This window comes from Bradyrhizobium sp. SZCCHNS3016 (genome assembly GCF_032484535.1).
Taxonomy (GTDB): domain Bacteria; phylum Pseudomonadota; class Alphaproteobacteria; order Rhizobiales; family Xanthobacteraceae; genus Bradyrhizobium.
Genome location: NZ_JAUETE010000001.1, coordinates 407,489 through 434,119, shown reverse-complemented (window position 1 = coordinate 434,119; position 26,631 = coordinate 407,489). Strand labels below are relative to the sequence as shown.

The 26,631-nt window shown below is 66.5% G+C and carries 19 protein-coding genes; 6 read left to right on the top strand and 13 right to left on the bottom strand.

Features of this window, described 5'->3' with window-relative positions; translation table 11 throughout:
• Nucleotides 1-300: 300 nt before the first annotated feature.
• A complete protein-coding gene (locus tag QW881_RS01995; protein WP_315755097.1) occupies nucleotides 301-2,580 on the bottom strand; it encodes a fused MFS/spermidine synthase in 2,280 nt (759 codons plus the stop codon).
• 200 nt (nucleotides 2,581-2,780) lie between these two features.
• Here QW881_RS01995 and QW881_RS01990 point away from each other — a divergent pair, with 200 nt between their 5' ends.
• On the top strand, nucleotides 2,781-4,382 hold the full coding sequence (locus tag QW881_RS01990) for an NAD(P)/FAD-dependent oxidoreductase (protein WP_315755096.1): 1,602 nt from the start codon (nucleotides 2,781-2,783) through the stop codon (nucleotides 4,380-4,382).
• A gap of 189 nt (nucleotides 4,383-4,571) precedes the next feature.
• Here QW881_RS01990 and QW881_RS01985 read toward each other — a convergent pair whose 3' ends face one another.
• Entirely contained in the window at nucleotides 4,572-4,736 is a 165-nt protein-coding gene (locus QW881_RS01985) for a Flp family type IVb pilin (protein WP_315736801.1), read from the bottom strand.
• 268 nt (nucleotides 4,737-5,004) lie between these two features.
• On the opposite strand from QW881_RS01985, the gene QW881_RS01980 reads away from it, so the two are divergent.
• From QW881_RS01980 to QW881_RS01970, 3 genes are all read left to right on the top strand, one after another.
• Nucleotides 5,005-5,901 carry a 50S ribosomal protein L11 methyltransferase gene (locus QW881_RS01980; protein WP_315755095.1) on the top strand — a complete coding sequence of 299 codons (897 nt, stop codon included), beginning with the start codon at nucleotides 5,005-5,007 and terminating at the stop codon, nucleotides 5,899-5,901.
• A 479-nt stretch (nucleotides 5,902-6,380) separates the two neighbouring features.
• Nucleotides 6,381-8,204 carry an aminopeptidase P family protein gene (locus QW881_RS01975; protein ID WP_315755094.1) on the top strand — a complete coding sequence of 608 codons (1,824 nt, stop codon included), beginning with the start codon at nucleotides 6,381-6,383 and terminating at the stop codon, nucleotides 8,202-8,204.
• A gap of 119 nt (nucleotides 8,205-8,323) precedes the next feature.
• Nucleotides 8,324-9,601 carry a multidrug effflux MFS transporter gene (locus QW881_RS01970; protein WP_315755093.1) on the top strand — a complete coding sequence of 426 codons (1,278 nt, stop codon included), beginning with the start codon at nucleotides 8,324-8,326 and terminating at the stop codon, nucleotides 9,599-9,601.
• A gap of 198 nt (nucleotides 9,602-9,799) precedes the next feature.
• Here QW881_RS01970 and ligA read toward each other — a convergent pair whose 3' ends face one another.
• The 10 genes from ligA to murC all read right to left on the bottom strand — a co-directional run bounded on the left by ligA (nucleotide 9,800) and on the right by murC (nucleotide 24,648).
• On the bottom strand, nucleotides 9,800-11,947 hold the full coding sequence (gene ligA, locus QW881_RS01965; protein ID WP_315755092.1) for an NAD-dependent DNA ligase LigA: 2,148 nt from the start codon (nucleotides 11,945-11,947) through the stop codon (nucleotides 9,800-9,802).
• Between the two features lie 109 nt (nucleotides 11,948-12,056).
• Complete coding sequence (recN, locus tag QW881_RS01960) at nucleotides 12,057-13,730, bottom strand: DNA repair protein RecN (RefSeq protein ID WP_315755091.1); 1,674 nt, start codon at nucleotides 13,728-13,730, stop codon at nucleotides 12,057-12,059.
• A gap of 125 nt (nucleotides 13,731-13,855) precedes the next feature.
• Complete coding sequence (locus QW881_RS01955; protein ID WP_315755090.1) at nucleotides 13,856-14,746, bottom strand: outer membrane protein assembly factor BamD; 891 nt, start codon at nucleotides 14,744-14,746, stop codon at nucleotides 13,856-13,858.
• Between the two features lie 400 nt (nucleotides 14,747-15,146).
• Entirely contained in the window at nucleotides 15,147-16,106 is a 960-nt protein-coding gene (gene lpxC / locus QW881_RS01950) for a UDP-3-O-acyl-N-acetylglucosamine deacetylase (RefSeq protein ID WP_315755089.1), read from the bottom strand.
• Between the two features lie 345 nt (nucleotides 16,107-16,451).
• Nucleotides 16,452-18,290: a cell division protein FtsZ gene (gene ftsZ / locus QW881_RS01945; protein ID WP_315755088.1), complete on the bottom strand. Its 1,839-nt coding sequence runs from the start codon at nucleotides 18,288-18,290 to the stop codon at nucleotides 16,452-16,454.
• A gap of 90 nt (nucleotides 18,291-18,380) precedes the next feature.
• On the bottom strand, nucleotides 18,381-19,700 hold the full coding sequence (ftsA, locus tag QW881_RS01940; protein WP_315713429.1) for a cell division protein FtsA: 1,320 nt from the start codon (nucleotides 19,698-19,700) through the stop codon (nucleotides 18,381-18,383).
• Nucleotides 19,697-20,752 (bottom strand): cell division protein FtsQ/DivIB, encoded by a 1,056-nt coding sequence (locus QW881_RS01935; protein ID WP_315755087.1) that lies wholly within the window; start codon nucleotides 20,750-20,752, stop codon nucleotides 19,697-19,699. The genes ftsA and QW881_RS01935 overlap by 4 nt, the downstream gene beginning before the upstream one ends.
• Nucleotides 20,753-21,041: 289 nt before the next feature.
• Entirely contained in the window at nucleotides 21,042-22,043 is a 1,002-nt protein-coding gene (locus QW881_RS01930) for a D-alanine--D-alanine ligase (protein WP_315755086.1), read from the bottom strand.
• A gap of 70 nt (nucleotides 22,044-22,113) precedes the next feature.
• Nucleotides 22,114-23,037 carry a UDP-N-acetylmuramate dehydrogenase gene (gene murB, locus QW881_RS01925; protein ID WP_315755085.1) on the bottom strand — a complete coding sequence of 308 codons (924 nt, stop codon included), beginning with the start codon at nucleotides 23,035-23,037 and terminating at the stop codon, nucleotides 22,114-22,116.
• A 204-nt stretch (nucleotides 23,038-23,241) separates the two neighbouring features.
• Nucleotides 23,242-24,648: a UDP-N-acetylmuramate--L-alanine ligase gene (gene murC / locus QW881_RS01920; RefSeq protein ID WP_315755084.1), complete on the bottom strand. Its 1,407-nt coding sequence runs from the start codon at nucleotides 24,646-24,648 to the stop codon at nucleotides 23,242-23,244.
• Between the two features lie 76 nt (nucleotides 24,649-24,724).
• Between murC and QW881_RS01915 the strand changes: the two genes are divergently transcribed.
• Together QW881_RS01915 and QW881_RS01910 are read left to right on the top strand one after the other, a co-directional pair.
• The gene (locus QW881_RS01915; protein ID WP_315755083.1) at nucleotides 24,725-24,949 is read left to right on the top strand and encodes a hypothetical protein; all 225 of its coding nucleotides are present in this window, start codon (nucleotides 24,725-24,727) and stop codon (nucleotides 24,947-24,949) included.
• A 58-nt stretch (nucleotides 24,950-25,007) separates the two neighbouring features.
• Nucleotides 25,008-25,745, top strand: a complete 738-nt coding sequence (locus QW881_RS01910) for a carbonic anhydrase (RefSeq protein ID WP_315755081.1) — start codon at nucleotides 25,008-25,010, stop codon at nucleotides 25,743-25,745.
• Nucleotides 25,746-25,749: 4 nt separating this feature from the next.
• Here QW881_RS01910 and QW881_RS01905 read toward each other — a convergent pair whose 3' ends face one another.
• Entirely contained in the window at nucleotides 25,750-26,610 is an 861-nt protein-coding gene (locus QW881_RS01905) for a helix-turn-helix domain-containing protein (protein ID WP_315755080.1), read from the bottom strand.
• Nucleotides 26,611-26,631 lie beyond the last annotated feature (21 nt).

Here is a 26,631-nt window from a genome sequence, read left to right as displayed (position 1 = left end):
TGCGTGCCCCAACCCACCCATTCGAAGACGCGCAAAGTACCGACTTCAAATGAGGGGCGCACCTCAAGGTAGCATGGTCATGACGGGCACGCAACAGAGGCTCGCGCAGAAAGCGATAAAGCGCTGCGTTTTGCGATGCGATACAGCAGATCTGGAGATGAGGTGCTCGGGAAATCAATGCGGCAATGCAACCAAGGTCCGCCGTTGACGAGGCACGCACCTCTTGGCACCGGGACCACTCTCACGGCGATATAGGTCATGGCCCAAACCGGACGGTATCCATCCGGTGCCCCTGCCCTGTTACTCGCCGTCGCGCAGCCGCCGATACACGGCGCCGAGAATGTTCGAGTAATCGTCGGTCCAGACCCGCTCGCCGTCGGTCGGCTCGGTTTCGGTCCACTTGTCCGAGGAGGCCAGCGTGCCGACGTCGGCGTCTTCGCGCGCGCTGATGACGACGTCGGTGGAGAAGATGTACTCGTCGTCGCGGCCGGAGTCCTCGTTGTAGACCCAGCTCTTCAGGTCGTTGGCGTCGGCGATGCCGACGACGACGCTCTCCAGCTCCAGATGCCGATTGGAGACGTGCATCACGACGGCGCCCTGCGGCGCCAGCTTGGCCTTGTAGATCGCCATCGCCTCCTCCGTCGCCAGATGGATTGGAATCGCATCCGAGGAATAGGCATCGACGATGATGAGATCGTAGGCGCCGTCCGGCTCCTTGGCGAAGGTCAGCCTGGCATCGCCGATGACAGGCTTGAAGTCCGGCGCGCAGTTCCTGATGTAGCTGAAATATTTCGGGTCGCTGGCCGTATCGACCATGGTCTGGTCGATCTCGAAGAATTTCCAGCTCTCGCCGGGCTCGGCTGCGCAAGTGAGCGTGCCGGCGCCAACGCCGATCACGGCGACCTTGAGCGGCGCGCCCTTGCGCTCCCGGATCGCGGTGATGGCGCGGCCGATGCCGCCGTCCTTGTGATAGTAGGTGATCGGCTCGGGCCGCCCCGTCACCTTGGAGCCGTCGGCGTTGAGATATTTCTGCGCGCCGTGGATGGTCGTGCCATGCATCAGCACGTGATAGTGCCCGTCCGAGGTCACCACGATCTTGTGCACGCCGAAGAAGCTGCGCACCGTCTCGACGCGGCCGTCATCGGCCGGATAGGCGCGGATCAGGACGAGCGCGAGCGCGGCCGTCGCGAACACCTTCCAGCGGCCCCCGTTCAGCAGCAGAGCGAGCAGCACGGCGAGCACGCCCACGGCGCCCGCGACATAGACGCGATGGTCCTCGAGATAGGTCGTGAGCTTGCCGGTCATTCCGGCGGGCACCAGCAGCGCGAGGGCAATGACCGCGAGCAGGAGCCAGTACCAGCGCGTGATCCGTGGCAAGCGCTCATTGGCCGCCGGCCGGCACAGCGCCGCCAGCGCCAGCAGGATCGGATATTCGGCGACCCATGAGAAGGTGAAGGGGGCGATCAGGCCGGCGAACAGGCCGCCGACCATGCCGCCGAACGACAGCGCGACGTAGAAGCCGGTGAGATACCTGGCGGGCGGGCGCGTGCGCGCGAGCTCGCCATGGCAGGCCATGGCGATGATGAGGAAGCAGAGCTGATGGCCGCCGAGCGTGAGCGCGAGATTCTGCTCGCCGCCAAAAGCGAGCAGGACGACGACGCCGGCGATCGCAAGCGGCTGCAGCGCCAGCATCCATTTGTGCGGCAGCAGCGGCCGCGACTGGAACACCAGCACCCAGGTCAGCAGATAGAGCGACAGCGGCAGCACCCACAGCAAGGGCGCGGCCGCGACATCGGTGGAGATATGCGCAGTCACCGCAATCAGCAGGCCGGAGGGCACCGCGGCGAGGAAGATCCAGCGCAGACGCAGCAGCCAGCGTGGCGCCGGGGCATTGCTGTCCCCGGTGTGCAGCAGGCTCGTGACGATCACCGGCGACCGCAGCAGCAGGACGCCGCAGCCGGCGATCAGCGCGATCAGGACGCCATAGCCGCCGGTCCAGATCAGGTTCTGCACGCGCAGGCTGAAGATCGGCTCGATCAGCAGAGGATAGGACAACAGCGCCAGGAAGCTGCCGATGTTCGACGATGCATAGAGGAAATACGGGTCGGGCGCGGCCGGATGACCTGAGCGCACGAACCACGCCTGCAGCAGCGGATTGTTGGCAGCGAGCGCGAAGAACGGCAGGCCGATCGACACGGTGAACAGGCCGAGCAGCCAAAGCCCGTAACCGGAGCTGGGCGGGTCGCCCCAGCTGCTCGCGATCGACAGCGGCAACGTCAGGATGGCGAAACCGAGCAGCAGCAGATGAATCGCGATCGGGAGCACCCGGCTGGGCAACTGGGTAAGAAAATGTGCATAGGCATAACCCGCGAGCAGCAAGGTCTGGAAGAACACCATTGCCACCGACCACACCGCCGGCGAGCCGCCGAGCCGCGGCAGCACCATCTTGGTGAACAGCGGCTGCACCGAGAACAGCAGCAGCGCGCTGACGAAAATTGCGGCGGTATAGACGACGAGCACCAGCCGGTTGCGTGCGGCAGAGGGCTGAGCGACGGCGGCGGGCGAGGCGATTGAGGTCATGACAACTCCGGCAGCGGCGCGGCCGGCATCAGATGCCAAGACCGGACCGCGATGAGCAGACGAGACATAGCGGATCGCAGGGCGGTATGGCGAGGAGCTGAGGCAAAATGGAGTTCCCCTTGACGTCGCAGCCGTCCGGCGCGACAGCACCAGCCGAGGTTCCCGGTGCGGGTCATTAAACAGGGCTTTTTGAAGCTGACATGAATGAAACCGAGGTCATCATCATCGGTGCTGGCCATAATGGCCTGACCTGTGCGGCCTACCTCGCGATGGCGGGCCTGCGCGTGCATGTGGTCGAGCGCCGCAAGGTGGTCGGCGGCGCCGCGGTCACCGAGGAGTTTCATCCGGGCTTCCGCAACTCCGTCGCGTCCTACACCGTGAGCCTGCTCAATTCGCGCGTCATCTCCGACCTGAAGCTTCACGAGCACGGGCTGGAGATCGTCGAACGCCGGGCGCAGAACTTTCTGCCCTCGCCCGACGGTCGCTATCTGCTGACGGGCGAGGGTCGCACGCTGGCTTCGGTTGCGCGACTGAGCCAGCGCGACGCCGACGCGATCGGCCCGTTCTCGGCACGGCTCGAGGCCATCGCGGACGTGCTGCGCAGCCTCGTGCTGCGGGCGCCACCAAACCTGGTCGCCCAGTTCGGGCTGTCGGCGATCCGCGAGGCCTTCAACGCGCTCGGCACGGCCAACACCCTGCGCGCGCTGTCGCTGGAGCAGCAGCGCGATCTGCTCGACCTGTTCACGCGCTCCGCCGGCGAGATGCTCGACGAGATCTTCGAGACCGACCTGGTGAAGGCGCTGTTCGGCTTCGATGCCATCGTCGGCAACTATGCCAGCCCCTACGCCGCCGGCTCGGCCTATGTGATGCTGCATCACGCCTTCGGCGAGGTGAACGGCAAGAAGGGCGTCTGGGGCCATGCGATCGGCGGCATGGGGGCGATCACGCAGGCGATGGCCGGGTACCTGAAGGAGCTGGGCACGCTGATCGAGGTCGAGGCCGGCGTGCGCGAGGTGATCGTCGAGCGCGACCGCGCGGTCGGCGTCGTGCTCGAGGATGGCCGCACCATCCGCGCCCGCCATGTCGTCGCCAACGTGAACCCGAAGCTGCTCTATACGCGCCTGGTGCCGGCCGGCGCCGTGCCCGCGTCGTTCCTGAGCCGCATCAGGAACTGGCGCTGCGGTTCGGGCACGTTCCGCATGAACGTGGCGCTCGACCGGCTGCCCTCGTTCAGCGCGCTGCCGGGCGACGGCGATCATCTGTCCGCCGGGATCATCCTCGGCCCGAGCCTCGGCTACATGGACCAGGCCTATCTCGACGCGCGGGCGCATGGCTGGAGCCGCGATCCCGTGGTCGAGCTGCTGATTCCCTCCACCCTCGACCCGACGCTGGCGCCCGCAGGGCAGCACGTCGCCAGCCTGTTCTGCCAGCATGTCGCGCCCGAGCTGCCGGACGGCCGTTCCTGGGACAATCATCGCGACGAGGTCGCCGACCTCATGATCGCGACCGTGGACCGTTATGCACCGGGCTTTGCGGCCAGCGTGCTCGGCCGGCAAGTGCTGTCACCGCTCGACCTCGAGCGCCAGTTCGGGCTGATCGGGGGCGACATCTTCCACGGCGCGCTGACCCTGAACCAGTTGTTCTCGGCCCGCCCCATGCTCGGTCACGCCGATTATCGCTCGCCGCTGAAAGGGCTCTACCATTGCGGCTCGGGCAGCCACCCCGGCGGCGGCGTCACCGGCGCCCCCGGCCACAATGCGGCCCAGGCGATCCTGTCCGACCATCGCGCCCTGTTCGGCTGAGGATAAGGGGTGGAAAGGCGGGTGGGCGTCCGTGTGGACAAGCTGTGGACCCGCAGTGGATCAACGGCCCAATAAGCAGTGCACGGCCGTGTGGGTATGCTGTGGACCTGCTTTCGAGATTCCCCCACCCCAAAAGCAGAAAAACCGGGCGCTGAGGCCCGGTTCTTCGAGAACGCCGTGTCAGGCGGATTACTTCAGCGACGTGTTGATCGACTCGAACTTGCTGCTGAGCGAGCTGCCCAGGCCGTTGACTGCGGCAATGATGGCCAGCGAGATGCCGGCTGCGATCAGGCCGTATTCGATGGCGGTGGCGCCAGATTCATCACGCAAGAACTTCAGCAGAGTGGTCTTCATCTGAACCTCGTTTCCCAACCCAGGAACCGAGGATCATCCGGTTCCCATGACGAGAAAATTAGGCGGCCAGAACCTAAAGTTGAGATAAGGCGCTCTGTTCAAGTTGCAGAGATTCTTTGCGGCAATTGAATCACAACTTTCACGCCGCCCCGCCAGCGGCAAGATACAACCGTTGAATGTTCCAACCTGGCAGATTTCCGGTCCTATCGCTTGCGTTGGCAGACAAATCCCTTAACCACGCCGTCAAATCTCGCCAGGATCCACCTTGATGACCTCAACGACCACGCCCGCCACCCACAAGGCCAGCTTCACCGTTGCCGATGAAGCGACCGCGCGCCCGGCCGTCGATGTCCTGACCGAGGTGTTCTTCGAAGGTGATGCCGCGGTCGCGGCCTTCGAGCGGCCGGACGGCCGCTGGGACGTGACGGTTCATTTCGCCGATCCGCCGGATCAGGCGCTGGTGCGGGAGCTCGTCGGCGGGGCGGCGGGCTCCGACGTAGCCCAGACCCTGGCATTCGAAGTCGTCGAGGCCAAGGACTGGGTCAAGGCCAGCCTGGACGACCTCGTCCCGGTGCCGGCCGGCCGCTTCATGGTCCATGGCAGCCATGACCGGCAGCGGGTGCCCGGCAACAAGCTCGGGATCGAGATCGAGGCGGCGCTCGCCTTCGGCACCGGTCACCACGGCACCACGCGCGGCTGCCTGCTGCTGCTCGATCACGTGCTCAAGACCCGCGCGCCGCGACGGGTGCTCGACCTCGGCACCGGCACCGGCGTGCTCGCGATTGCCACCGCCAAGGCGACGCACCTGTCCGTGCTGGCGAGCGACATCGATGCGCCCTCGGTCATGGTGGCGCGGGAGAACGCCCGGCTCAACGGCGCAGGCCCCCTGGTCCGGGTCATCCGTGCTACCGGCTTCGCCGCCGCGGACTTTGCCCGGTGCGGCCCCTTCGACCTGGTGCTGGCGAATATCCTGGCCAACCCGCTGCGCCAGCTGGCTGCGCCGATGCTGCGCCACCTCGCGCCCGGAGCCTTCGTGATCCTCTCGGGCCTGTTGACCCCGCAGGCACGCGCCGTCTGCGCCGCCTATCGTGCCCGCGGCCTGGTTCCGGTCCGGCATTTGAGAATCGAGGGGTGGAGCAGCCTGTTGCTGCAAAAGCTGCAGTGAGGCGGATCAGCTCATGGCATGGATCGAACCTGCACGCTGTATGCGGCAAGCTCGCGATTACGTCTTCGGCTGGCTCTGCTGGGAGGTGGAGTCGGACTGACTACGAGAGGCACGTCGAACGCGCGGCGCGACGAGACGATTGACGAGGTCCGCCAGCGCGCTGCGCGGCTTCTCGACCGGTGCGGGCGCCGGTCCACTTGGCGCGGGCGCCGATAGTTTTTCGAAGGTAAAAGCAGGCATCGTGCATCCCCTCGCCGTTGAGTTGAGGCACTCCCCGGATCATGCGACCGTGGATGATCTTTACGATCGTGGTCGTCACGTCCATACGTTTCCTCGCCGCATCTCTTTCGGATGACCGGCATGCGACAGCAAATCTTTTTGCACAGGCGAATGCAAGGAGATTCTTCGTGCACTGCACTGTCTGCTGGAGGAGTATTCGTCGCCGACGCGGCAAGATCCACTTCTAAAGTATGAGACCGATGTTCGAAGCTCTGTTCCAGACGTTCGAAGAACCCGAAACCGGCGTGGCGCTGACCGCGCGGCTGGCTGCTCTCCGCGAGGAGCTGGCACGGCGCAAGCTGACCGGCTTCATCGTGCCGCGCGCCGACCAGCAGCAGAACGAGTATGTGCCACCGTCGGAGGAAAGGCTGGCGTGGCTCACCGGCTTCACCGGATCGGCCGGCTTTGCGATCGTGCTGCCGCAGGCCGCCGCGATCTTCGTCGACGGCCGCTATACGCTGCAGGCCGGCAAGCAGGTCGACGGCAAGGCCTGGACCGTGGAATCGCTGATCGAGCCGCCGCCCGAGAGTTGGCTGACGCGACACCTGCAGAGCGGTGACCGCGTCGGCTTCGATCCGTGGCTGCATACGACGGCCGCGGCCGAACGCCTGGCCGCCGCCTGTGCCAAGGCCGGCGCGGAGCTGGTGCCGGTCGAGCGCAACCCGGTCGACAGCATCTGGACCGAACGCCCGCTGCCGCCGCTCGGCGCCGTCTCCATCCACGGCGCCGAATTATCCGGCGAGAGCGAGGCGGACAAGCTCGGCCGGATCCGCCAGGAGATCGAGCGGCTCGGCGTCGAGGCGCTGGTGCTGTCCGATTCCCACAACGTCGCCTGGACCTTCAACATCCGCGGCGCCGACGTCTCGCACACGCCGCTGCCGCTGTCCTATGCGCTGGTGCCGAAGACCGGACGTCCGACCATCTTCATTGATTCCCGCAAGCTCTCGAACCTGACACGCGATCATCTCGAGCAGAGCGCCGAGGTGGCGGAGGCGGACGTGCTGACACCGCGCCTGACCGAGCTCGCGCAATCCGGCGCAGCCATCGCGCTCGACAGCGCCACGGCAGCCGATGCCCTGACGCGCCTGATCCAGGGCGCCGGCGGCAAGGCGGTGCGCGGCGCCGATCCGGTCAGCCTGCTCAAGGCCGCCAAGAACGCGGTGGAGATCGACGGCACGCGGCGCGCCCATCAGCGCGATGCGGTCGCGCTGGCGCGCTTTCTGGCCTTCATCGATCGCGAGGCGCCGAAGGGCACGTTGACGGAGATCGATGCGGTCGAGGCGTTGGAGAGCTTTCGCCGCGACACCGGCGCGCTCAAGGACGTGTCGTTCCCGACCATCTCGGGCACCGGTCCGAACGGCGCGATCGTGCATTATCGCGTCACCCGCAAGAGCAACCGCCGCATCATGCCGGGCGATCTGCTGCTGATCGATTCCGGCGCGCAATATCAGGACGGCACCACCGACGTCACCCGCACGATCGCCGTGGGCGTGCCGACTGAGGAGATGCGCGACCGCTTCACCCGCGTGCTGCGCGGCCACCTCGCGATCGCACGTGCGATCTTCCCCGATGGCACCACCGGCGCCCAGCTCGACACCCTGGCGCGGCAGTTCCTCTGGCAGGCGGGCATCGATTTCGAGCACGGCACCGGTCACGGCGTCGGCAGTTATCTGTCGGTGCACGAGGGACCCGCGCGCATCTCGAAGCTCGGCACGACACCGCTGAAGCGCGGCATGATCCTGTCCAACGAGCCCGGCTACTACAAGACCGACGCGTTCGGCATCCGCATCGAGAACCTCGAGCTCGTGGTGGCGAAGGACGTCGCGGGCGCGGAGAAGCCGATGAACGGCTTCGAGGCGCTGACCCTGGCGCCGATCGACCGCCGCCTGATCGACGTCGCCATGCTGACCGCCGAGGAACGGGCGTGGCTCGACGCCTATCATGCCCGGGTCAGGGAAACCGTCCGTGCAGCGCTCGACGAGAACGACCAGCGCTGGCTCGATCAGGCGACTGCGCCACTGTAGCGATCCGCGCGCCCTGCTACCAACTGTCCCGCTGCCCGCATGGGCGCATGCCGAAACAGGCATTTCCGCGAAGCGGAAGGCCGCTACAGTCAGGGCGTTCACCTGATTTGAGCGGCACCATGCATGGAATGATCAGCAGACCGCCCGGGGCGGCGCCACCGCGCGCCGTCCCCTCGCGCACCGTGCTGGTCCTCCTGGTCGTCATGACCGGGCTGGCGCCGATCTCGCTTTACCTGCTGGTGCCGGCGCTGCCGATGCTCGCGACCACGTTCGGGCGCGACGCCTCCGTGGTGCAGATGACGGTGTCGTTCTACATGGCCGGCATCGCGATCTCGCAGCTGCTGCTCGGGCCGCTCTCCGACCGCTTCGGCCGCCGCCCCGTGATGCTTGCGGGGCTCGCGCTCTCGATCGTCGCGAGCGTCAGCTGCATCTTCGCCGACACCCTGCCCCAACTGATCGCGGCGCGCTTCTTCCAGGCGCTCGGCGGCGCCAGCGGCATGGTGATCAGCCGCGCCATCATCCGCGATCTCTATCCGCGCGAGCGCATCGGCGCGATGATCAGCCTCGTCGTCGCGGTCATGATGATCGCGCAGATGCTGTCGCCGCTGACCGGCGGCCTGATCGAGATCGCGTTCGGCTGGCACGCCATCTTCTACGTCGTTGCCGCGCTGTCGATCGTGATCGCGATCGCCGTGACCTTGACCCTGCCGGAAACGCGCCCTGCCCGCATCGAAGGCGCGAGCTTCCGCCACGACGTCGCCATGCTCGTCAGGAGCCGCGCCTTCCTCGGCTACATGCTGTGCCAAGTGCTGGCGTCGCAGATCATCTTCGCCTTCGCCGGCGGCGGGCCGTACATCGTCGAGGTGCAGATGGGCCGCTCATCGGCGGAGTATGGCGCGTGGTTTGCGACCACGGGCTTCGCCTATTTCGTCGGCAACCTGTTCTGCGTGCGCTACGCGCCGCGCCATTCGCTCGATCGGCTGATCTGGTTCGGATTGGGACTGCAGCTCACCAGTGCCGCGCTGAACTTCACGTGGAGCCTGTTCGGTTTCAACCAGGTGCCATCAGTGCTGTTCGGCACGCAGATGCTGCTGATGTTCGCCAATGCCGCCGTGATGGCGAATTCCGCAGCCGGTGCCATCAGCGTCCGGCCGGGCGCAGCCGGCACCGCTTCCGGCGCGATGGGATTCCTGCAAATGGGCGTGGGCGCGCTGACGTCGCAGCTCGGCGCCTGGCTCGGCGGCCATTTCAGCAGTACGCTGCCGCTGACATCAGCGATGCTCACCCTGTCCCTCGCCTGCGCCTGCAGCATGATCTTCCTGGTCCCGCGCACGCAGATGAAGGTGACGAAGGAGCTGATCGAGACGGCGGAAGAGGACGAAGCCGGGGTAATGTGAGGGAGGTGCGAGAGCGACTGCACGACCGCGCCCGCGCGTCACTCTCGGCGTCGTACCCGCGCAGGCGGGTATCCGGTAGGCCGAGGCGTCCCGGCCCTATGACAAATGCCTCAGGAATACTGGATCATCCGCTTTCGCGGATGATGACAACTGTTGGTGTCGCATCCAGCGTCTGTCGCAACCAACACTGCGGAGCTGCTATTCCCCGATCAGCTGCAGCCACTCGTCCTCGGTGAGCACCTGCACGCCGTGCTTTTGCGCGTCCTTCAGCTTTGAGCCTGCCCCCGGACCGGCGACGACGTAGTCTGTCTTCTTCGACACCGATCCCGACACTTTCGCACCGAGCCGCTCGGCAGTCGCCTTGGCCTCATCGCGCGTCATCTTTTCCAGCGTGCCCGTGAACACGACAGTCTTGGCGGCGATCGGCGAATTGCGCTTCGGCCTCTCTGCGTCGAGGATCTTGACCTCTTTCGTCAGCCGCTCGACGATGCCGCGGTTGTGGTCCTCGCCGAAATAGGCGGCGACGCTCTTGATCACGGTGTCGCCGATCTGGTCGAGCGCATCCATCTCCGCGATCGCCTCCTCGTCGCCATTGGCGACCTTGAGACAGGCCTCATGGAACGCCTCCCATGAGCCATAGCCCCGCGCCAGCGCCAGCGCCGTGGTCTCGCCGACATGGCGCATGCCGAGCGCAAAGATGAAGCGCTCCAGCGCGATCTCGCGCCGCGCGTCGATGGCATTGAAGAGATTGCGCACCGAGGTCTCGCCATAGCCCTCGATCTCCTCGAGCTTCAGCTTGCTGTTGCGTGCGGCCAGCGTGAAGATGTCGGCGGGCTCCTTGACCCAGCCCTGGTCGAAGAAGAATTGGATCTGCTTCTCGCCGAGACCATCGATGTCGAAAGCGCGGCGCGAGGCGAACAGCTTGAGGTGCTCGATCTTCTGGAATGGACAGGCGAACTCGCCGGTGCAGCGGGCGCGCGAGCCCTCCTCGCCGGTCGCAATCTCCTCACGCACGACGTCGGTATGCAGCGGACAAGGGCACGTCTTCGGGAAGTGGAATTCCTTGGCGTGGTCCGGCCGTTTGTCGATGAGGACGTCGACCACCTGTGGGATGACGTCGCCGGCGCGCTGGATCACGACGGTGTCGCCGATCCGGATGTCACGGCCCTCGCGCAGAACCTCGCCCTTGTTGCCGATCCCCTTGATGTAGTCCTCGTTGTGCAGCGTCACGTTCTGCACGATGACGCCGCCGACACCGACCGGCTCAAGCTTGCCGACCGGCGTGAACGAGCCGGTGCGGCCGACCTGGATCTCGATGTCCTTGAGCACGGTCATGGCGCGCTCGGCCGGAAACTTATGCGCGATGCCCCAGCGCGGCGTGCGCGACACGAATCCGAGCCGCTCCTGCCAGTCGATGCGGTCGACCTTGTAGACGACGCCGTCGATATCGTAGTCGAGCTCAGCGCGCTGCTCCTCGATGTGATGATGGAACGCGATCAGCTCCTCCACCGAGTGGCAGAGCCTGGTGAGCGGATTGGTGGTGAAGCCGCAGCGCTCGAACCATTTGATCATGCCGGTCTGCGTGTCGGCCGGCATCGCGCTCATCTCGCCCCAGGCGTAGGCGAAGAAGCCGAGGGGACGCGAGGCCGTGATGGTCGGGTCCTTCTGGCGCAGTGAGCCGGCGGCGGAGTTGCGCGGGTTGGCGAAGATGGTGTCGCCCGCTTCCTTCTGGCGCTCGTTGAGCGCGAGGAAGGCCTGCTTGGTCATGTAGACCTCGCCGCGCACTTCGCAGATCTCGGGCAGGTTGCGGCCGTGCAGCTTGTGCGGCACGTCCTTCAGGGTGCGGATGTTGGCGGTGACGTCCTCGCCCTCGGCGCCGTCACCGCGGGTCGCGGCAGTGACCAGTTCGCCGCCTTCATAGCGTAGCGACATCGAGAGCCCGTCGATCTTCGGTTCGGCCGAGAAATCGATGCGATCGTCGGCAAGCTTGAGGAAGCGCGCGATGCGGCCGACGAAGTCGCGCACGTCCTCCTCGGCGAAGGCGTTGTCGAGCGACAGCATCGGCACCGCATGCCGCACTTTCTTGAACCGGCCGGAGGGCGCCGCGCCGACCTTCTGTGACGGAGACTCGCTGCTGACGAGCTCAGGGAAACGCTTCTCGATCGCAGTGAAGCGGCGACGCAGCTCGTCATAGGCGGCGTCCGAGATCTTCGGCGCGTCATCCTGATAATAGAGCCTGTCGTGGGTCTCGAGCTCCAGCGCAAGCCGCTTCCATTCCACCTTGGCCTGGGCCTTGGTGAGATCGGCAACGTCGACGGGCTGCTTCGGTTTTGCTGTCTTGGGCATGCTGCGTACTGTCTGCTCGTCATGGCGGGACGGCCCGAAGGCCGCCCCGAAACGACGGTTTACACAATGCGCACGCCGGAGCCAAAAGCGTTCGGCCCGATCCCTCGGCTTATGCCGCCGCAGCCTCCAGCAGCCGGTCGGCGGCGGCGCGGGCTTCGGCGGTGACCTCGGCGCCGGCCAGCATGCGGGCGATCTCCTCGCGGCGGTGCAGGGTGGCGAGCGTGTTGACCCGAGTGACGACACGCTTGCCGCGATCCAGCGCATCCTTGGAAATCAGGAGATGCTGGTCCGCCCTGGCCGCGACCTGCGGCGCATGGGTCACGGCCATCACCTGAACCCCGTGCGCGAGCCGCGCCAGCCGGGCGCCGATGGCATCGGCGACCGCGCCGCCAACGCCCGTGTCGATCTCGTCGAACACCAAGGTCGGCGCCGAGCCGCGGTCGGACAGCACGACCTTGAGCGCCAGCAGGAACCGCGACAGCTCGCCGCCCGAGGCGACCTTCATCATCGGGCCCGGCCGCGTGCCCGGATTGGTCTGGACCCAGAACTCAACCCGGTCGATGCCCTCCGGCCCCGGCGCTTCGGCGTCGCTGTCGACCTGGGTCATGAACTTGGCGCGTTCGAGCTTGAGCGGGGCGAGCTCGGCATGGACGGCCCGGTTCAGCTTCTCCGCCGACTTGGTCCGCGCCGCCGACAGCTTGGCCGCCGCCGCGGCATAGCGCGCATCAGCCGCCGCCGCCGCCGCTTCCAGCTTCTTCAACTGCTCGGCGCCGGCATCGATCATGATCACATCGGCGGCATATTTGGCAGCCAAAGCAGCCAGACCGTCCACCGGCGTCGAATATTTGCGCGCGGCCGCGCGCAGCGCGAACAGCCGCTCCTCGATGCGCTCCAGCTCCAGCGGATCGAAATCGGTGGCCGCGAGCGCCACCGTCAGATGCTGATCGGCCTCCTCCAGGGCGTTGATCGCCGAATCGATCGCCTTCACCGCTGGATCGACCAGCGCGGGCGAGCTGACCGCGCGTCGCTCCAGCCGGCGGACTGCCGCGGCCAGCGCGGCAATCGGCGACTGGTTGCCGCTGACGGCATCCTGCGCGTCACGCAGATCGCCTGCGATTTTCTCGCCCTGCATCATGGCGGTGCGGCGGGCGGCGAGCTGCGTCTCCTCGCCCTCCTTTGGCGCCAGCTTCTTCAGCTCGTCCGAGGCATGCCGCAGATAATCGGCCTCGCGGGCCGCGCGCTCCATGCTCGCACGATGCTCATCGAGCGCCGTGACCGCGGTCCGGCGGGCCGCCCAGAGCGCCTCAACCGCGGCGACATCCTTCTCCAGGCCCGCAAAGGCATCCAGCAGCCGGCGGTGGGTAGCGGCATCGACCAGCGCACGTTCGTCATGCTGGCCGTGGATCTCGACCAGGGTGGCGCCGATCGCTTTCAGCGTCTGCACGCTGACCGACTGGTCGTTGATGAAGGCGCGGGTGCGGCCGTCGCCGTATTGAACGCGGCGCAGGATCATCTCGCCATCGGCATCCAGGCCGTTGGCGGCGAGGATCCTGGCGGCGGGATGATCCTTGCCGATCTCGAACACGGCCGTGACCTGCCCCTGGTCGGCGCCGTGGCGCACCAGGCTGGCGTCGCCGCGGCCGCCGAGAGCGAGAGCAAAGGCGTCGAGCAGGATCGACTTGCCGGCACCGGTCTCGCCGGTCAGCACCGCAAGTCCATGAGAAAATTCGAGATCGAGTCGTTCGATCAGGACGATGTCACGGATCGACAGTCGCGCCAGCATGGAACCGAAGTCCTTCGTAACGGGGCGGAACGCCCCTGAGCGAACGACTCGATGCTAGCAGCAAATAGAGAACAAAACAAGAATACAGAACAAAACCAGACCGACCAGCCGATCTTGCCGACCGCTCAGCCCAGGCCCAGCTTCTTGAAGGCCCGGGAGATGTAGGAGCCCTTGTTCTCCTCGGGCTCGACGCCGCCCGACTTCACGAGATTGTAGGCGTCCTTATACCACTTGCTGTCGGGGAAATTGTGCCCGAGCACAGCCGCCGCCGTCTGGGCTTCGCCGACGATGCCGATCGTCATGTAGGCCTCGGTCAGGCGATACAGCGCTTCCTCGACGTGCCGCGTGGTCTGATACTGCGTCACCACCGCCTTGAAGCGGTTGATGGCGGCCGTGTAGTCGCGCTTCTGCATGTAATAGCGGCCGACATCCATCTCCTTGCCGGCGAGCTGGTCGCGGGCGCCCTCCATCTTGGCCTTGGCATTGGTGGCGTATTCGGAGGTCGGATATTTGCGTACCACCTCTTCGAGTGAGGCAATGGCCTTCTCGGTGCGGCCCTGATCGCGGCTGATGTCCGGGATCTGGTCGTAATGCGACGCGGCGATCAGGTATTGCGCATAGGCCGCGTCCGGGCTGCCCGGATGCAACGTCACGTAACGGGTGGCAGCGCCGATGCAGCCGTCGTAGTCGCCGGCCTGATAGGACGCGTAGGCCGACATCAGCAGCGATTTGCGGGCCCAGTCGGAATAAGGATGCTGGCGATCGACCTCCTCGAACTTCTTGGTCGCGCCTTTGACGTCCTTCTTTTCGTTCATCAGGAACAAGCCCTCATTGTAGAGCTTGTCCGCGGGCTCATCGACGAAGGTGTCGTCCTTGGCCAGGAATTTGTCCCAGAGTCCGCCGGTGCCGCAGCCGCTCAACGGCAACGCCAGCAGGATCAGCGACGCGGCGAGGCGGAGCCGGCCGATGCTTGCTGCGGGATGACGGAGGTCGCGCGTGAGACGCTGTATCGACATGCTTCTTTGGAACCCGATGCCTGTGATCTGATCTACGCCGCGCACCATGAAGGTCGCTTCATGACCGCGAAGGAAGAGCCCGCCAGTGGCACGCATCACGCGGCCCCGGCCTCTCTAGCCGAAAACACTTCATCAACCAACCGCATAGGAAGCCAATCCGCCCGGATTAAGGCAACATCGAGGCTGCCGCCGTGCATCATGGTTACCGCTGAAGAAGCCGTGGGAAAACCTGGAAACGCCGACAGCCCGTCCACGAGGAAGGATGCGGTCGGCAACAATCAATGACAAAAAATTCAGCGTACGAGATCTGCAGCCGAGCAAATACCGACAGCAGAATCGTGTTGCCCCATCGCGCCCCACGAGGGACGCTATCCGTTCGCTCGAGCCTCGCAGCAGGCGCTCAGGACACGTCCGGACCGTAGGCCGGGGCGACCATGCCACCGACCATGCCACCGACGGCGTCCGCGGCCACGCGGGGACGCCGCACGGTCTCGCCTTCGACGATCCGCCAGGCGGTGCGATCGGCCATCAGGGCGGTCAGGACCGCGTGGTTGAGCTTGTGACCGCCACGGACCGAACGATAGGTTCCGAGCATCGGCAGGCCGGCCAGCGCCAGATCACCGATCGCGTCCAGCACCTTGTGGCGGACGCATTCGTCCGCGTAGCGCAGACCTTCGGGATTGAGCAGACGGTCCTCGTCGAACACCAGCGTGTTGTCGAAGGAGGAGCCGAGCGCGAAACCGGCGCTCCACAGCCGCGACACGTCGCTCATGCAGCCGAAGGTACGGGCGCGGGCGATCTCGCGGCGGAAGCGCTCGGGATTGAGTTCGAAATGATAGGCTTGGCGGCCGATCACGGGATTGGTGAAATCGATCTCGGCTTCGACCCGGAAGCCGGAGTTGTTGGGACGCAGCTCGCCCGTCGAGGCGCCCATGGTCACCTGGACCGGCTTGAGCACCTGAATGTAACGCCGTGGAGCCGACTGATTGACGATCCCGGCCTGGTCGATGGCAGCGACGAACGGCGCAGCGCTCCCGTCCATGATCGGTACCTCGGGGCCATCGACCTCGATCAGCGCGTTGTCGACACCCATGCCGCGCAGTGCGGCGAGAACATGCTCGGCGGTGGACACCAGCGGGCCGCTGCGGTCACCGAGCACCGTCGCCAGCTCGGTCGCGATCACCGAGCCGAAGGAGGCCTGGACCTCGCGGTCGGCCCCATCGAGGCCGGTGCGGAGGAACACGATCCCCGCGTCGATCGGCGCCGGGCCAATCGTCAGGCTGACGGGCGTACCGGAGTGGACGCCTACACCGGTGACGGTGGCTTGCGAACGAAGCGTTGTTTGCCGGCTGAATTTCATCGACGATCGCCCAAGACCCCGCCTGACCCTTCATCGGTCGCCCCTCGCGAACCGACTCACTTTCAGGCATCCCCAAGTCACGGCAGAACTTAACGAGAGCCCCAAAGAGCGCCAACTCACGCTTCTTTACGGATTGTTACCCCATCTCTGCCGTATTCGCGCCAACCCTTAACCAAACTGGAACGTGGCCTTAACCCTCCTGGTTCCCGATCTAAACACCGAAAGAATAATTAATCATTTAAAATCAGTTAGTTGAAGGGCGATCGGCGCGCGCCGGGAGGCCAAGGAAAAGGCCCGGCTCTCGCGAGCCGGGCCTGTTCAGCACCGTCAGGGCTGTAACAATTCTCAGGTTGCCTGCCGGCGGAGGAAGGCCGGGATATCCAAATGGTCGTCTCCCTGTGGCGCCGGGGACACAGGCGCGGGACGGCCATGAACGTCCAGCCCCTGCGGCGCGGGACGGCGGGCATACTCCGAGACGGGCGATTCGTGGCTCGCAACCTGCTGAGCAACGTTCCGCTGCGGCTTCCGTTCCGGCAGCGGCGGCATCTGCGGCATGGCAGGACCCGCGGTCCGCACCGGCAGCGGCGGCTCGGCGTCCTCGTCCCGGCGGCCGAGACCGACATTGGCGAGACGCTGCAGCAGCGACATCCGGGTCTTCTGCGGATGCTCGTCGCCCTCGTCGCCCCTCGCCTGACGAATCTCGGCCTGGGCCGGCATCGGCAGGTCCTCGAACTTCGGCATGCGCGGCGCGCGGACCGGAACCCGCTCGGCGGCCTGCGGAATGAAGGTCTCGGGCAAGGCCGCCGGCTCGATCGGAGCCGCGCGCTGCGCCTCGGGCTCCGGGAACAGCGACGGCTTCTGTGCAATCGGGCGCACCGTCACATCGCCATAGGACGCCGCCGGCGCCGGGGCAGCCGACGGACCGGGCTCGCTTGCCATTGCGGCGGCAACGGCGGCCAGCGTATCGCGCTCGAGATTCGGCGCCGGACGCGGCGCAGGCGCCATCGGCGCGGGTGCCGGAGCGGCGACGGCCGGAGCCTGCGACGCCTGCTGCTCGAGCTTGGCGGCGCGTTCGGCCAGCCGCTGATTGTCGGCGCGCAGCCGCGCGGTCAGATCGGCGAGGCGGCTTTCAGGAAGACCCGCAACGGCGGTCGGGGCGGCGGCAATCGGAGCGACAGCCGCCGCCGGCTGTGAGGTCGTAACGTTCCGGTTGAACTGCGCCTGCTCGATGCCGGTGGCCACCACCGACACCCGGATCAGGCCGTCCAGCGATTCGTCGAAGGTGGCGCCGACGATAATGTTGGCGTCCTGGTCGACCTCCTCGCGGATGCGGGTCGCGGCTTCGTCGACCTCGAACAGCGTGAGGTCCTTGCCGCCGGTGATCGAGATCAGGAGGCCGCGCGCGCCCTTCATCGAGGAATCGTCGATCAGCGGGTTGGCGATCGCGGCCTCGGCCGCGGTCAGCGCGCGCTTGTCGCCGGAGGCCTCGCCGGTGCCCATCATCGCCTTGCCCATCTCACGCATGACGGCGCGGACGTCGGCGAAGTCGAGGTTGATCAGGCCTTCCTTGACCATCAGGTCGGTGATGCAGGCGACGCCGGAATAGAGCACCTGGTCGGCCATCGCGAAGGCGTCCGCGAAGGTGGTCTTCTCGTTGGCGACCCGGAACAGGTTCTGGTTCGGGATGATCAGCAGCGTGTCGACGACCTTGTGCAGCTCCGAGATGCCCGATTCTGCGGTGCGCATGCGGCGCGCGCCTTCGAAGTGGAACGGCTTGGTGACGACGCCCACGGTGAGGATGTTCATCTCGCGCGCGGTCTTGGCGATGACCGGAGCTGCGCCGGTGCCGGTTCCGCCGCCCATGCCGGCGGTCACGAACACCATGTTGGCGCCCGAGAGGTGATCGCGGATCTCGTCGATCACCTCCTGTGCGGCGGCGGCGCCGACATCCGGCTGCGAGCCGGCGCCGAGGCCCTGGGTCACCTGCGTGCCCATCTGGATGATGCGCTGCGCCTTGGACATGGTCAGCGCCTGCGCGTCAGTATTGGCGACGACGAAGTCGACGCCCTGAAGGCCGGCCGTGATCATGTTGTTGACGGCGTTGCCGCCCGCGCCGCCGACCCCGAACACGGTGATCCGGGGCTTCAGCTCGTGGATATCAGGAGGGGTAATAGTGAGTGCCATGATTGCCTCTCGATCACGCGCGGGTGGGTTCGCCCCGGCCGCCGGCCGCGGTTGGTGTTGTTGGAAATCGCATGGGATGGAAACCGGTCATCAGAAGCCCTCGCGTAGCCATCGTCCGACCTTTCCGAAGTAGCCGTCGGTTCCTGTCCCGACCTGCCGCGTATGCCGCGGTTCGACATGTTCGAGGTGCGCGTATTGCGGATAGACCAGCAGCCCGGTGGGCACCGCGAAGGCGGCGTTCTTGGCCTCGTTGGGAAGACGGCCGAAGCCAAGCGGGCGGCCGACACGCACCGGGCGGTCGAGGATCCGGGTCGCAAGCTCGACCAGCCCCGTCAGCTGGGAGGCGCCTCCGCTGAGGACGACGCGCGCCTTGGGTTCTGCCGCAAAGGGCGAATCCTTCAGCCGGTCGCGGACCATTTCAAAAATCTCCTCTGCGCGGTGCCTGACGATGTTCGCGATGGTGGCGCGGGACACGATCTGCGGAACATCCCGCTCGTTGTCACCGGCCGTCGGAACAGACATCAACTCACGCGCGTCGGACCCGCCAGTCAGCACCGTGCCATATAACGTCTTGATTCGCTCGGCATCTGCAATGCACGCTGATAGTCCGCGCGCAAGATCCATGGTCACGTGGTGCCCGCCGAGCGCAAAACCGGAGGCATGGACGAAGCGGCCGCCGGAATAGATCGCGATCGTCGTGGTGCCCGCCCCCATCTCGACCACGGCAGCGCCGAGATCGGCCTCGTCGTCGGTCAGCACCGACAACCCGGCAACATACGGGCTTGCCGCCATGGCCTCGACGTTGAGATGGCAACGCTCCACCACGAGCATCAGGTTCTTGGCCACGGTGGCGTCGGTCGTGACCACGTTCATGTCGACGCCGAACTGCCGCGCCAGCATGCCGCGGGGGTCGCGGATGCCCTTCACGCCATCGAGCGTGTAGCCGACGGGCAAGGCATGCAGCACCGCGCGCCCGTCGCCGGTGGCGTGATGCATGCCGGTTGAGGTCACGCGGCTGACATCGGCCTGGGTCACGGCGCCGCCGCGAATGTCCGAGGTGGCCTCGATCAGATGGCCCATGACGCGGCCGCCGGCGACCGGCAGCAGCACGGACTCGACCCGCACCTTGGCCATGCGCTCGGCCAGCGCGACCGCCTGCCGCACGGCCTGCTCGCATTCGACGGGATCGACGACGGCGCCGGCCTTGACGCCGCGCGACTGGATCTGGCTGTAGCCGATCAGCTCGACCGTGTGGGTGCGGCCGCGCAGCGCGTCGCTCGGCGGCGCCGGCTTCAGCCGCGCGATCATGCAGGCGATCTTGCTGGTGCCGACATCGAGAGAGGCCACAAGCGCGGTGCGCTTCTGGCCCATCGGGCGCGTCTTCGGAGTCTGGCGATCGAAGCCGGTCATGCGTCACCGGCCTTCTTCTTGGACTTCTTGTCCTTGAACAGCTCGTCGCGCGCCTTCGCCGCGTCCTCGGACAGTTGCACCGTCAGGCGGTCCGACAGCCGCAAGTCGATGGCGACGATGTCGCGCGAGAACAGCCGATCGTCCTGATCGAGCTGGGTCAGGGTGGCGAGCGCGTTGCCGACATCGTGCTCGGGCAGGCGAATGTCGAGGCCGTCCTTAGTACGCAGGTTCCAGCGCCGCTCGCCGACGAACACGGCGGCCTTGGTGACGGCGCGCACCTGCGGGTAGCGGGCGAGCAGCGCCAGGAAATCGCGCGCGCGGCTCTCGGCCCCCTTGCCGACCACCAACGGCAGCGTCAGGAAACGGCGCGAGACATATTGCTCGAGCACGGCGCCGTCATCGGCGATGACCGAGAGGCGGCCCTCCTGCTGCCAGAGCGCGAACGCCTTGCGCTCGACGACGTCGATCTGCAGCTGGTTCGGAAAGAACTTCTGCACCGTGGCGTCGGCGATCCAGGGGTTGGCCTTGAGCCTGTCGCGCACGGCGGCGGCATCGAGGAACAGCAACGAGGAGCGGCCGGTGACGCCGCCGACGGCGAGGATCTCGTCCTGGGTGAGCTGCTTGCGGCCATTGATCGCCACGGCCGTGATGCGAAAGCCGGCCGCATTGGCCAGGGCATTGCGGGTATCGGACAGGGCCGCGCTGACGTCATGGGCGTGGCCGCCCTTGACGATGCCGAGCCAGACGCTGCCGAACAAGAGCACCACGGTCGCCACGGTGCCGAGCCGGCGCGGCAAATAGCGCTCGACGAGCTCGACCACGCGCGGCGGCGCCTCACGCTCGACCATCGGCGCGAGCGCGGCCTGCATCGGCACAAGATCTGTTCGGGTCGACCGCCGGCCCAAAGGTTGCTTGGTGCCTGCCCGCGCGAAGCGGACACGCGGAAGTCGGGCCGAGACATACTCGCGCAGCAGGATTGCCGCGCCAAGGGCAGCGGCTTTCAGGTTCGCTTGAGGCCTCTGCGATCGAGCGAGGCGTCCTGCACCATCCATTGCACGAGCTCATCAAACTGTTGCGCCCGCAGATACTCGCGGACCCGCGCCTGCGCTCCCGGCCGGCCGGACGCTGGTGACGTCGCGATGCGTGACGTCACGACCCGGCAGCCGAGCACCACTGAGGCGCCAGCGTTAACCTTCGGACGTCCTGGTAAACAAAAAGTAAAATCGGTCCGGGGAGACGATTTTTTTCTCCGATTTATGAGGACCTTGCCCGGAATTCTTAAGCATTTTACAGGTTACAGGAACCATCGGGGGACGCCGGGCCGGGGGACATTCGGTGCGTCTACCGCACGTTTGATCGGCGACTGCGCCCCTCGGCCAAGGCGATCTGCTGATTGAGGAAATCGACGAAGGCGATGCCCTGTGCCGCGAGCGCCTTGGGATAGAGCGAGGCGGCGGTCAGCCCCGGCAGCGTGTTGGTCTCGAGATAGACGGGGCCATTGGCCGAGACGATGAAGTCGGTTCGCGAATAGCCGCCGCAGGACAGCGCGCGATGCGCCTTGATCGCCTCCGTCTGCAGCGCGGCCGTCACCTCCGGACTGAAGCGGCCGGGACAGATCTCCTTCGTCGCCGCGGCGAGGTACTTCGCGAAATAGTCGAAGGCGCCGTCTGCGGGGAGGATCTCGATCGGCGGCAGCGCGATCAGCGCGCCATCGGATTGTTCGAGCACGCCGCAGGTCGCCTCCGTCCCGGTGACGAAGGGCTCGATCAGATACTCCTCGGTCGCGGCCGCCGCTTTGACGGCAACGAGGTCCTGGCTGGCGTTGACGAAGATCAGCCCAAAACTCGATCCGTCCTTCACCGGCTTGGCGATCAGCCTGCCGTAACGCGCCAGCGCCGCTTCGGCGTCATCGAGCGCGACGCCCTCGGCCGCCGTCACCCCGCCGAGCACGGCGAAGCGCTTCGCCGCGACCTTGTCGAAGGCGAGGTGCGAGGCGGCCGAGCTCGAGCCGGTAAACGGCACGCCGCGAAGCTCGCACATCAGTTGAAGCTCGCCATTCTCCGCCCGGCCACCGTGGAGACCGAGCACCAGAACCCGATCCTCGGCCCTGGCGCGATCGAGAGCCTCGGCGAGCGTGCCGATCCTGGCGCCATCGGCGGTGAACGGCTCCTCGAACGGCTTCGCATGCGCGACCAGCGCCGTGCCGCTCGCCTGATGCACCGTGTCGTCGGCCTCCCAGAACCAGAGGTCAGCCTCAGGCAGCGCGGCATGCAGCGCCTTGGTGCTGGCGACCGAGACGAGGCGCTCCTTGTTGGAGCCGCCGAACAAAATCGTGGTGCGCATCAATGTCTTCTCGGTTGATCTCACAACCGCGGTCGCGATTGCGCTGACGTCACGTGAGCAGGCGGGGCGATCAGCTCGCCTTGATTCCAATCCGCTTGATCTCCCACTGCAGCTCGATGCCCGAACTCGCCTTGACCCGCGCACGCACGGCCTCGCCGAGCGTCTCGATGTCCTCGGCCGTGGCATCGCCGGTGTTGATCAGGAAGTTGCAGTGCATTTCGGAAACCTGGGCGCCGCCGACCTCGAGGCCGCGGCAGCCCGCGGAATCGACCAGCTTCCAGGCGGAATGTCCCGGCGGATTCTTGAAGGTCGAGCCGCCGGTCTTCTCGCGGATCGGCTGGGCGGTCTCGCGATGCGCCTGCACCTCGGCCATGCGCGCCCGGATCGCCTCCGGCGCCGACGGCGTGCCGCGGAAGCGCGCTGCCGTGAAGATCAGCGACGGATCGGCGCCGCTCGCGCGGTAGGTGAACTTCATCTCGGCATTGTTGAAGAGACGGGTCTCCCCGCTGCGGTCGATCGCAATCGCCTCGACCAGGATGTCCTTGGTCTCGCCGCCATTGGCGCCGGCATTCATCCGCAACGCGCCGCCGATCGTGCCGGGGATGCCGGACAGGAATTCGAGGCCGGCGAGATTGGCGGAGGCTGCGACCTCGGCCACGCGCTTATCGAGCGCAGCCGTCCCGGCCGTGACGATGTCGCCTTCCGCCTTGACCTCACCGAACGCGCGCGGCGCCAAGCGGATGACGATGCCGGGCACCCCGCCGTCGCGCACGATGAGGTTGGAGCCGACGCCGATGACGGTGACCGGCAGATCGGCTGGAAGCCGCCTCAGGAAATAAGCGAGGTCGTTGGCATCGGCCGGCGTGAACAACACCTGCGCCGGACCGCCGACGCGAAACCATGTGAGCGGCGCCAGGCTCTCATTGGCCAGCAGCCGCCCGCGCAGCTCCGGCATTGCGGCTTTGAGGTCGGGGGTGATGTCGGGGAAGGTCATGCGGCCGCTCTCGCATCGTGCCCCGACATCGTCAGGGTCGGCACGCACTCTCCGTTCCCTCCTCCCTTGTGGGGGAGGGTCAGGGAGGGAGGTGAGCCCCAGGCGCCGGCGTGCGTGGTACGCCCCTCTCCACCTCTCCCCCACAAGGGGAGAGAGAGCAGAGCGTGCCGTGTGGCAGGGACCCGCTTCGTCAAGCTCACCTGGTCACCCCAGCGCCTTGAGCTCGTTGGGCAGCGCGTAGGCCCATTGTGTGATGTTGTTGCCGGCGCCGAGGCAGACGACGAGATCGCCCGGCTTGGCGAGGCCCTTGACGATGCCGGCGAGGTCCGCGGCCTTCGGCAGCGGCACCACGTCGCGATGGCCGTGGGCGCGCAGGCCGAGCACGAAATGGTCGCGATCGATGCCCTCGATCGGCGCCTCGCCAGCCGGATAGACATCGGCGACGACGACTGCGTCGGCGTCGTTGAAGCAGGTGCAGAACTCCTCGAACAGCGACTGCAGCCTTGTGTAGCGATGCGGCTGCACCACGGCGATGATCTTGCCGTTGGTCGATTCGCGCGCTGCCTTCAGCACGGCCGCGATCTCGACCGGGTGATGGCCGTAATCGTCGATCACGGTCACGCCGTTCCACTCGCCGGTGCGGGTGAAGCGGCGCTTGACGCCGCCGAAGCCGGCAATCGCCTTGCGGATCGCCTCGTCGGACAGGCCGAGCTCGCGCGCGACCGCGATCGCCGCTGTTGCGTTCGAGGCGTTGTGCCGGCCGGGCATCGGCAGCTCGATGTCGGGAATCTCGTGCGTCGCGCCGCTCTTGCGATCGCGGAACACCACCTTGAAGCGGGAGCCGCCGCCCATCGGCGTGAGATCGACGAGGCGCACATCGGCCTGCGGGTTGACGCCGTAGGTGATGATCCGGCGGTCCTCGATCTTGCCGACCAGCGTTTGCACCACCGGGTGATCGATGCACATCACGGCAAAGCCGTAGAACGGCACGTTCTCGACGAAGGTGCGGAACGCCTCCTGCACGGCGTCGAAGGTCTTGAAGTGATCGAGATGCTCGGGATCGACATTGGTGACGATGGCGACATCCGCCGGCAGCTTCAGGAAGGTGCCGTCGCTCTCGTCCGCCTCGACCACCATCCACTCGCCGCCGCCGAGCCGCGCATTGGTGCCGTAGGCATTGATGATGCCGCCATTGATGACGGTGGGATCGAGCCCGCCGGCATCAAGCAGCGCCGCGACCATCGAGGTGGTCGTAGTCTTGCCATGGGTGCCGGCGATGGCGACGCAGCTCTTCAGCCGCATCAACTCGGCCAGCATCTCGGCGCGGCGGACCACGGGGATGCGCTGGGCGCGCGCGGCCATCAGCTCGGGATTGTCGCGCTTGATCGCGGTCGAGACGACGACGACGTCGGCACCGGCGATGTTCTCGGCCTTGTGGCCGACGCTGACGGTGATGCCCTTGTCGCGCAGGCGTGCGACGTTGGCATTGTCCGAGGCGTCCGAACCCTGCACCGTGTAGCCGAGATTGCACAGCACCTCGGCGATGCCGCTCATGCCGATGCCGCCGATCCCGACGAAGTGGATGGGTCCGATCTCGCGCGGCAGTCTCATGGGGCGTCTCGTCTCAAGGGTTCCGGGCGCCCGGCGGAGGGGCGCGACCGCGAATCATCAGCCCTTCTTGCAAGACATGACCGGCCTGGACAAGTCCGCTCCAGCCGTAAACATCGCCAAATTCGCAGGCGTCCGCCCGGTTTTGGCCGATTTTGGCAGCTTCGCGGCCGCGATGGGCGAGCAGTTCCCGCCGGGGATGCCCGCTTCACAAATTGTTAAGCGCGATCCCACGCAAACCCGTCCCAACGGGATACCTGCAATTTTTGCGCGTTCACCGCGTCAGTTCGCGTGGCATGGGTAGTGCTGCGGCCGGCGTGCCGGTCGCGCATCTTTCAACTCTTGATGGAGAATCCCCGCCGATGTGCTCGCTGTGTGAAACGCACCCTCCCGTATTGTCCCGCCGTCGGCTGCTCGGCGGCGGCGCAGTGCTGGCTGCCGCGGCGCTCGGCGCGCTTCCGGCGCTTGCGAAGGAAGCCAAGCAGACCAGCGACAGCGCGACGCGCCCCAACGCCATCTCTCCGGATGACGCGATGAAGCGCATCGTCGATGGCAACGCGCGCTATGTCGCCGGCAATCTCGACAACAAGGATTTCTCGGCCGGCCGGGCAGCGCGCGCCGCGGCCCAATACCCGATCGCCGCGATCGTGAGCTGCGCAGATTCCCGGGTCGCGCCGGAGCTGGTGTTCGATCAGGCGCCTGGTGAGCTGTTCGTGGTCCGGGTTGCCGGCAATTTCGTCAACGACGACGGTCTCGCCAGCCTCGAATATGGCGTCAAGTTCCTCGGTACGCCTCTCGTGCTGGTGCTTGGTCACAGCGGCTGCGGCGCCATCGATGCCACGATCAAGGTGCTCAAGGACGGCACCAAGCTGCCAGGCCACCTGCCCGCTCTGATCAATGCGCTCAAACCCGGCGTCGAGGCTGCGATCGCGAAGAAGCCACAGGATCTGCTGGCCGAAGCCACCGCGGAGAACGTGCGCAACAACGTCCGGCGCCTGTCGACCGCCAAGCCGATCGTCGGCCGCATGGTCGCCGAGGGCAAGGTGAAGATCGTCGGCGGCATCTATGACATCGGCACCGGCCGGGTCACGATGATCTGACGCATCAAGCTGGCTGCAGCGCGCGATCCGCACGCGCGGCTGCGGCCGCGAGCCAGCACACCTGGTGGCAGAACCAGGCCTCCACGGAAGCCACGAAACCCGGCATCAGCGTCAGATGCCGGCGTCCGTCGCCAAAGCGCAACAGACCGCGCTCCTCCATTGTCGCCAGCAGATTGCGGATATGGGAGCGCGAGACGCCCAGCGAGGTCGCGAGCTCCGCCGTCGAAATCTCGACGGCCTCGCGCCCAGCGGCGGAACGGGCGACGAGTGTCAGCGCCAGATGGATGCCGCTGTCGTGCTCGTCGGTCCAGGCGAGATCGGGAAATCCCGTCAGGGGCCGGTTGTCGCGGCAGAGCCAGCTCGCACATTGCCGGATCGTCTCCGCGTAGAACGCGGCGTCGTCCTGCAGACGAAGGCTCAGTCCGTCGGCATGCGTCAACCGCGCGTGGCAATCCAGATGCATGGCAAGCCAGCCTCGCAGACCCTCGAGGATGACGGCGCCTGGCACCAGATAGCGGATGCGGGCGTCCCCGGGATCGCGCTCGACGGTCACCAGCGACAGACCGCGCAACAGCGCGACGAACGCCGCCGTCTGCCGCGGTCCCGGCAGCCGCATCTGCAGGCGCGTCAGGGTCGGCCGCTCGGCCGACTTGCGCGCCGACATGTGCATCATCACGATGTGTGCGACGATCTCCGTCGGGGCGCGCTGACCGAACAGTTTGATCATCAGGCGCTGGCCACGCAGGGGCGCAATCAGCTGATCGCAAAATCCGACGAACACGGACACGAAGGACGGATGGCGTCGCAAACGCATCGGATGATCATCCGCCGCGATGGCGCCCTGGTCATCGCTCTGGTTCGTCATCGCATCACCGCGCACTCGATC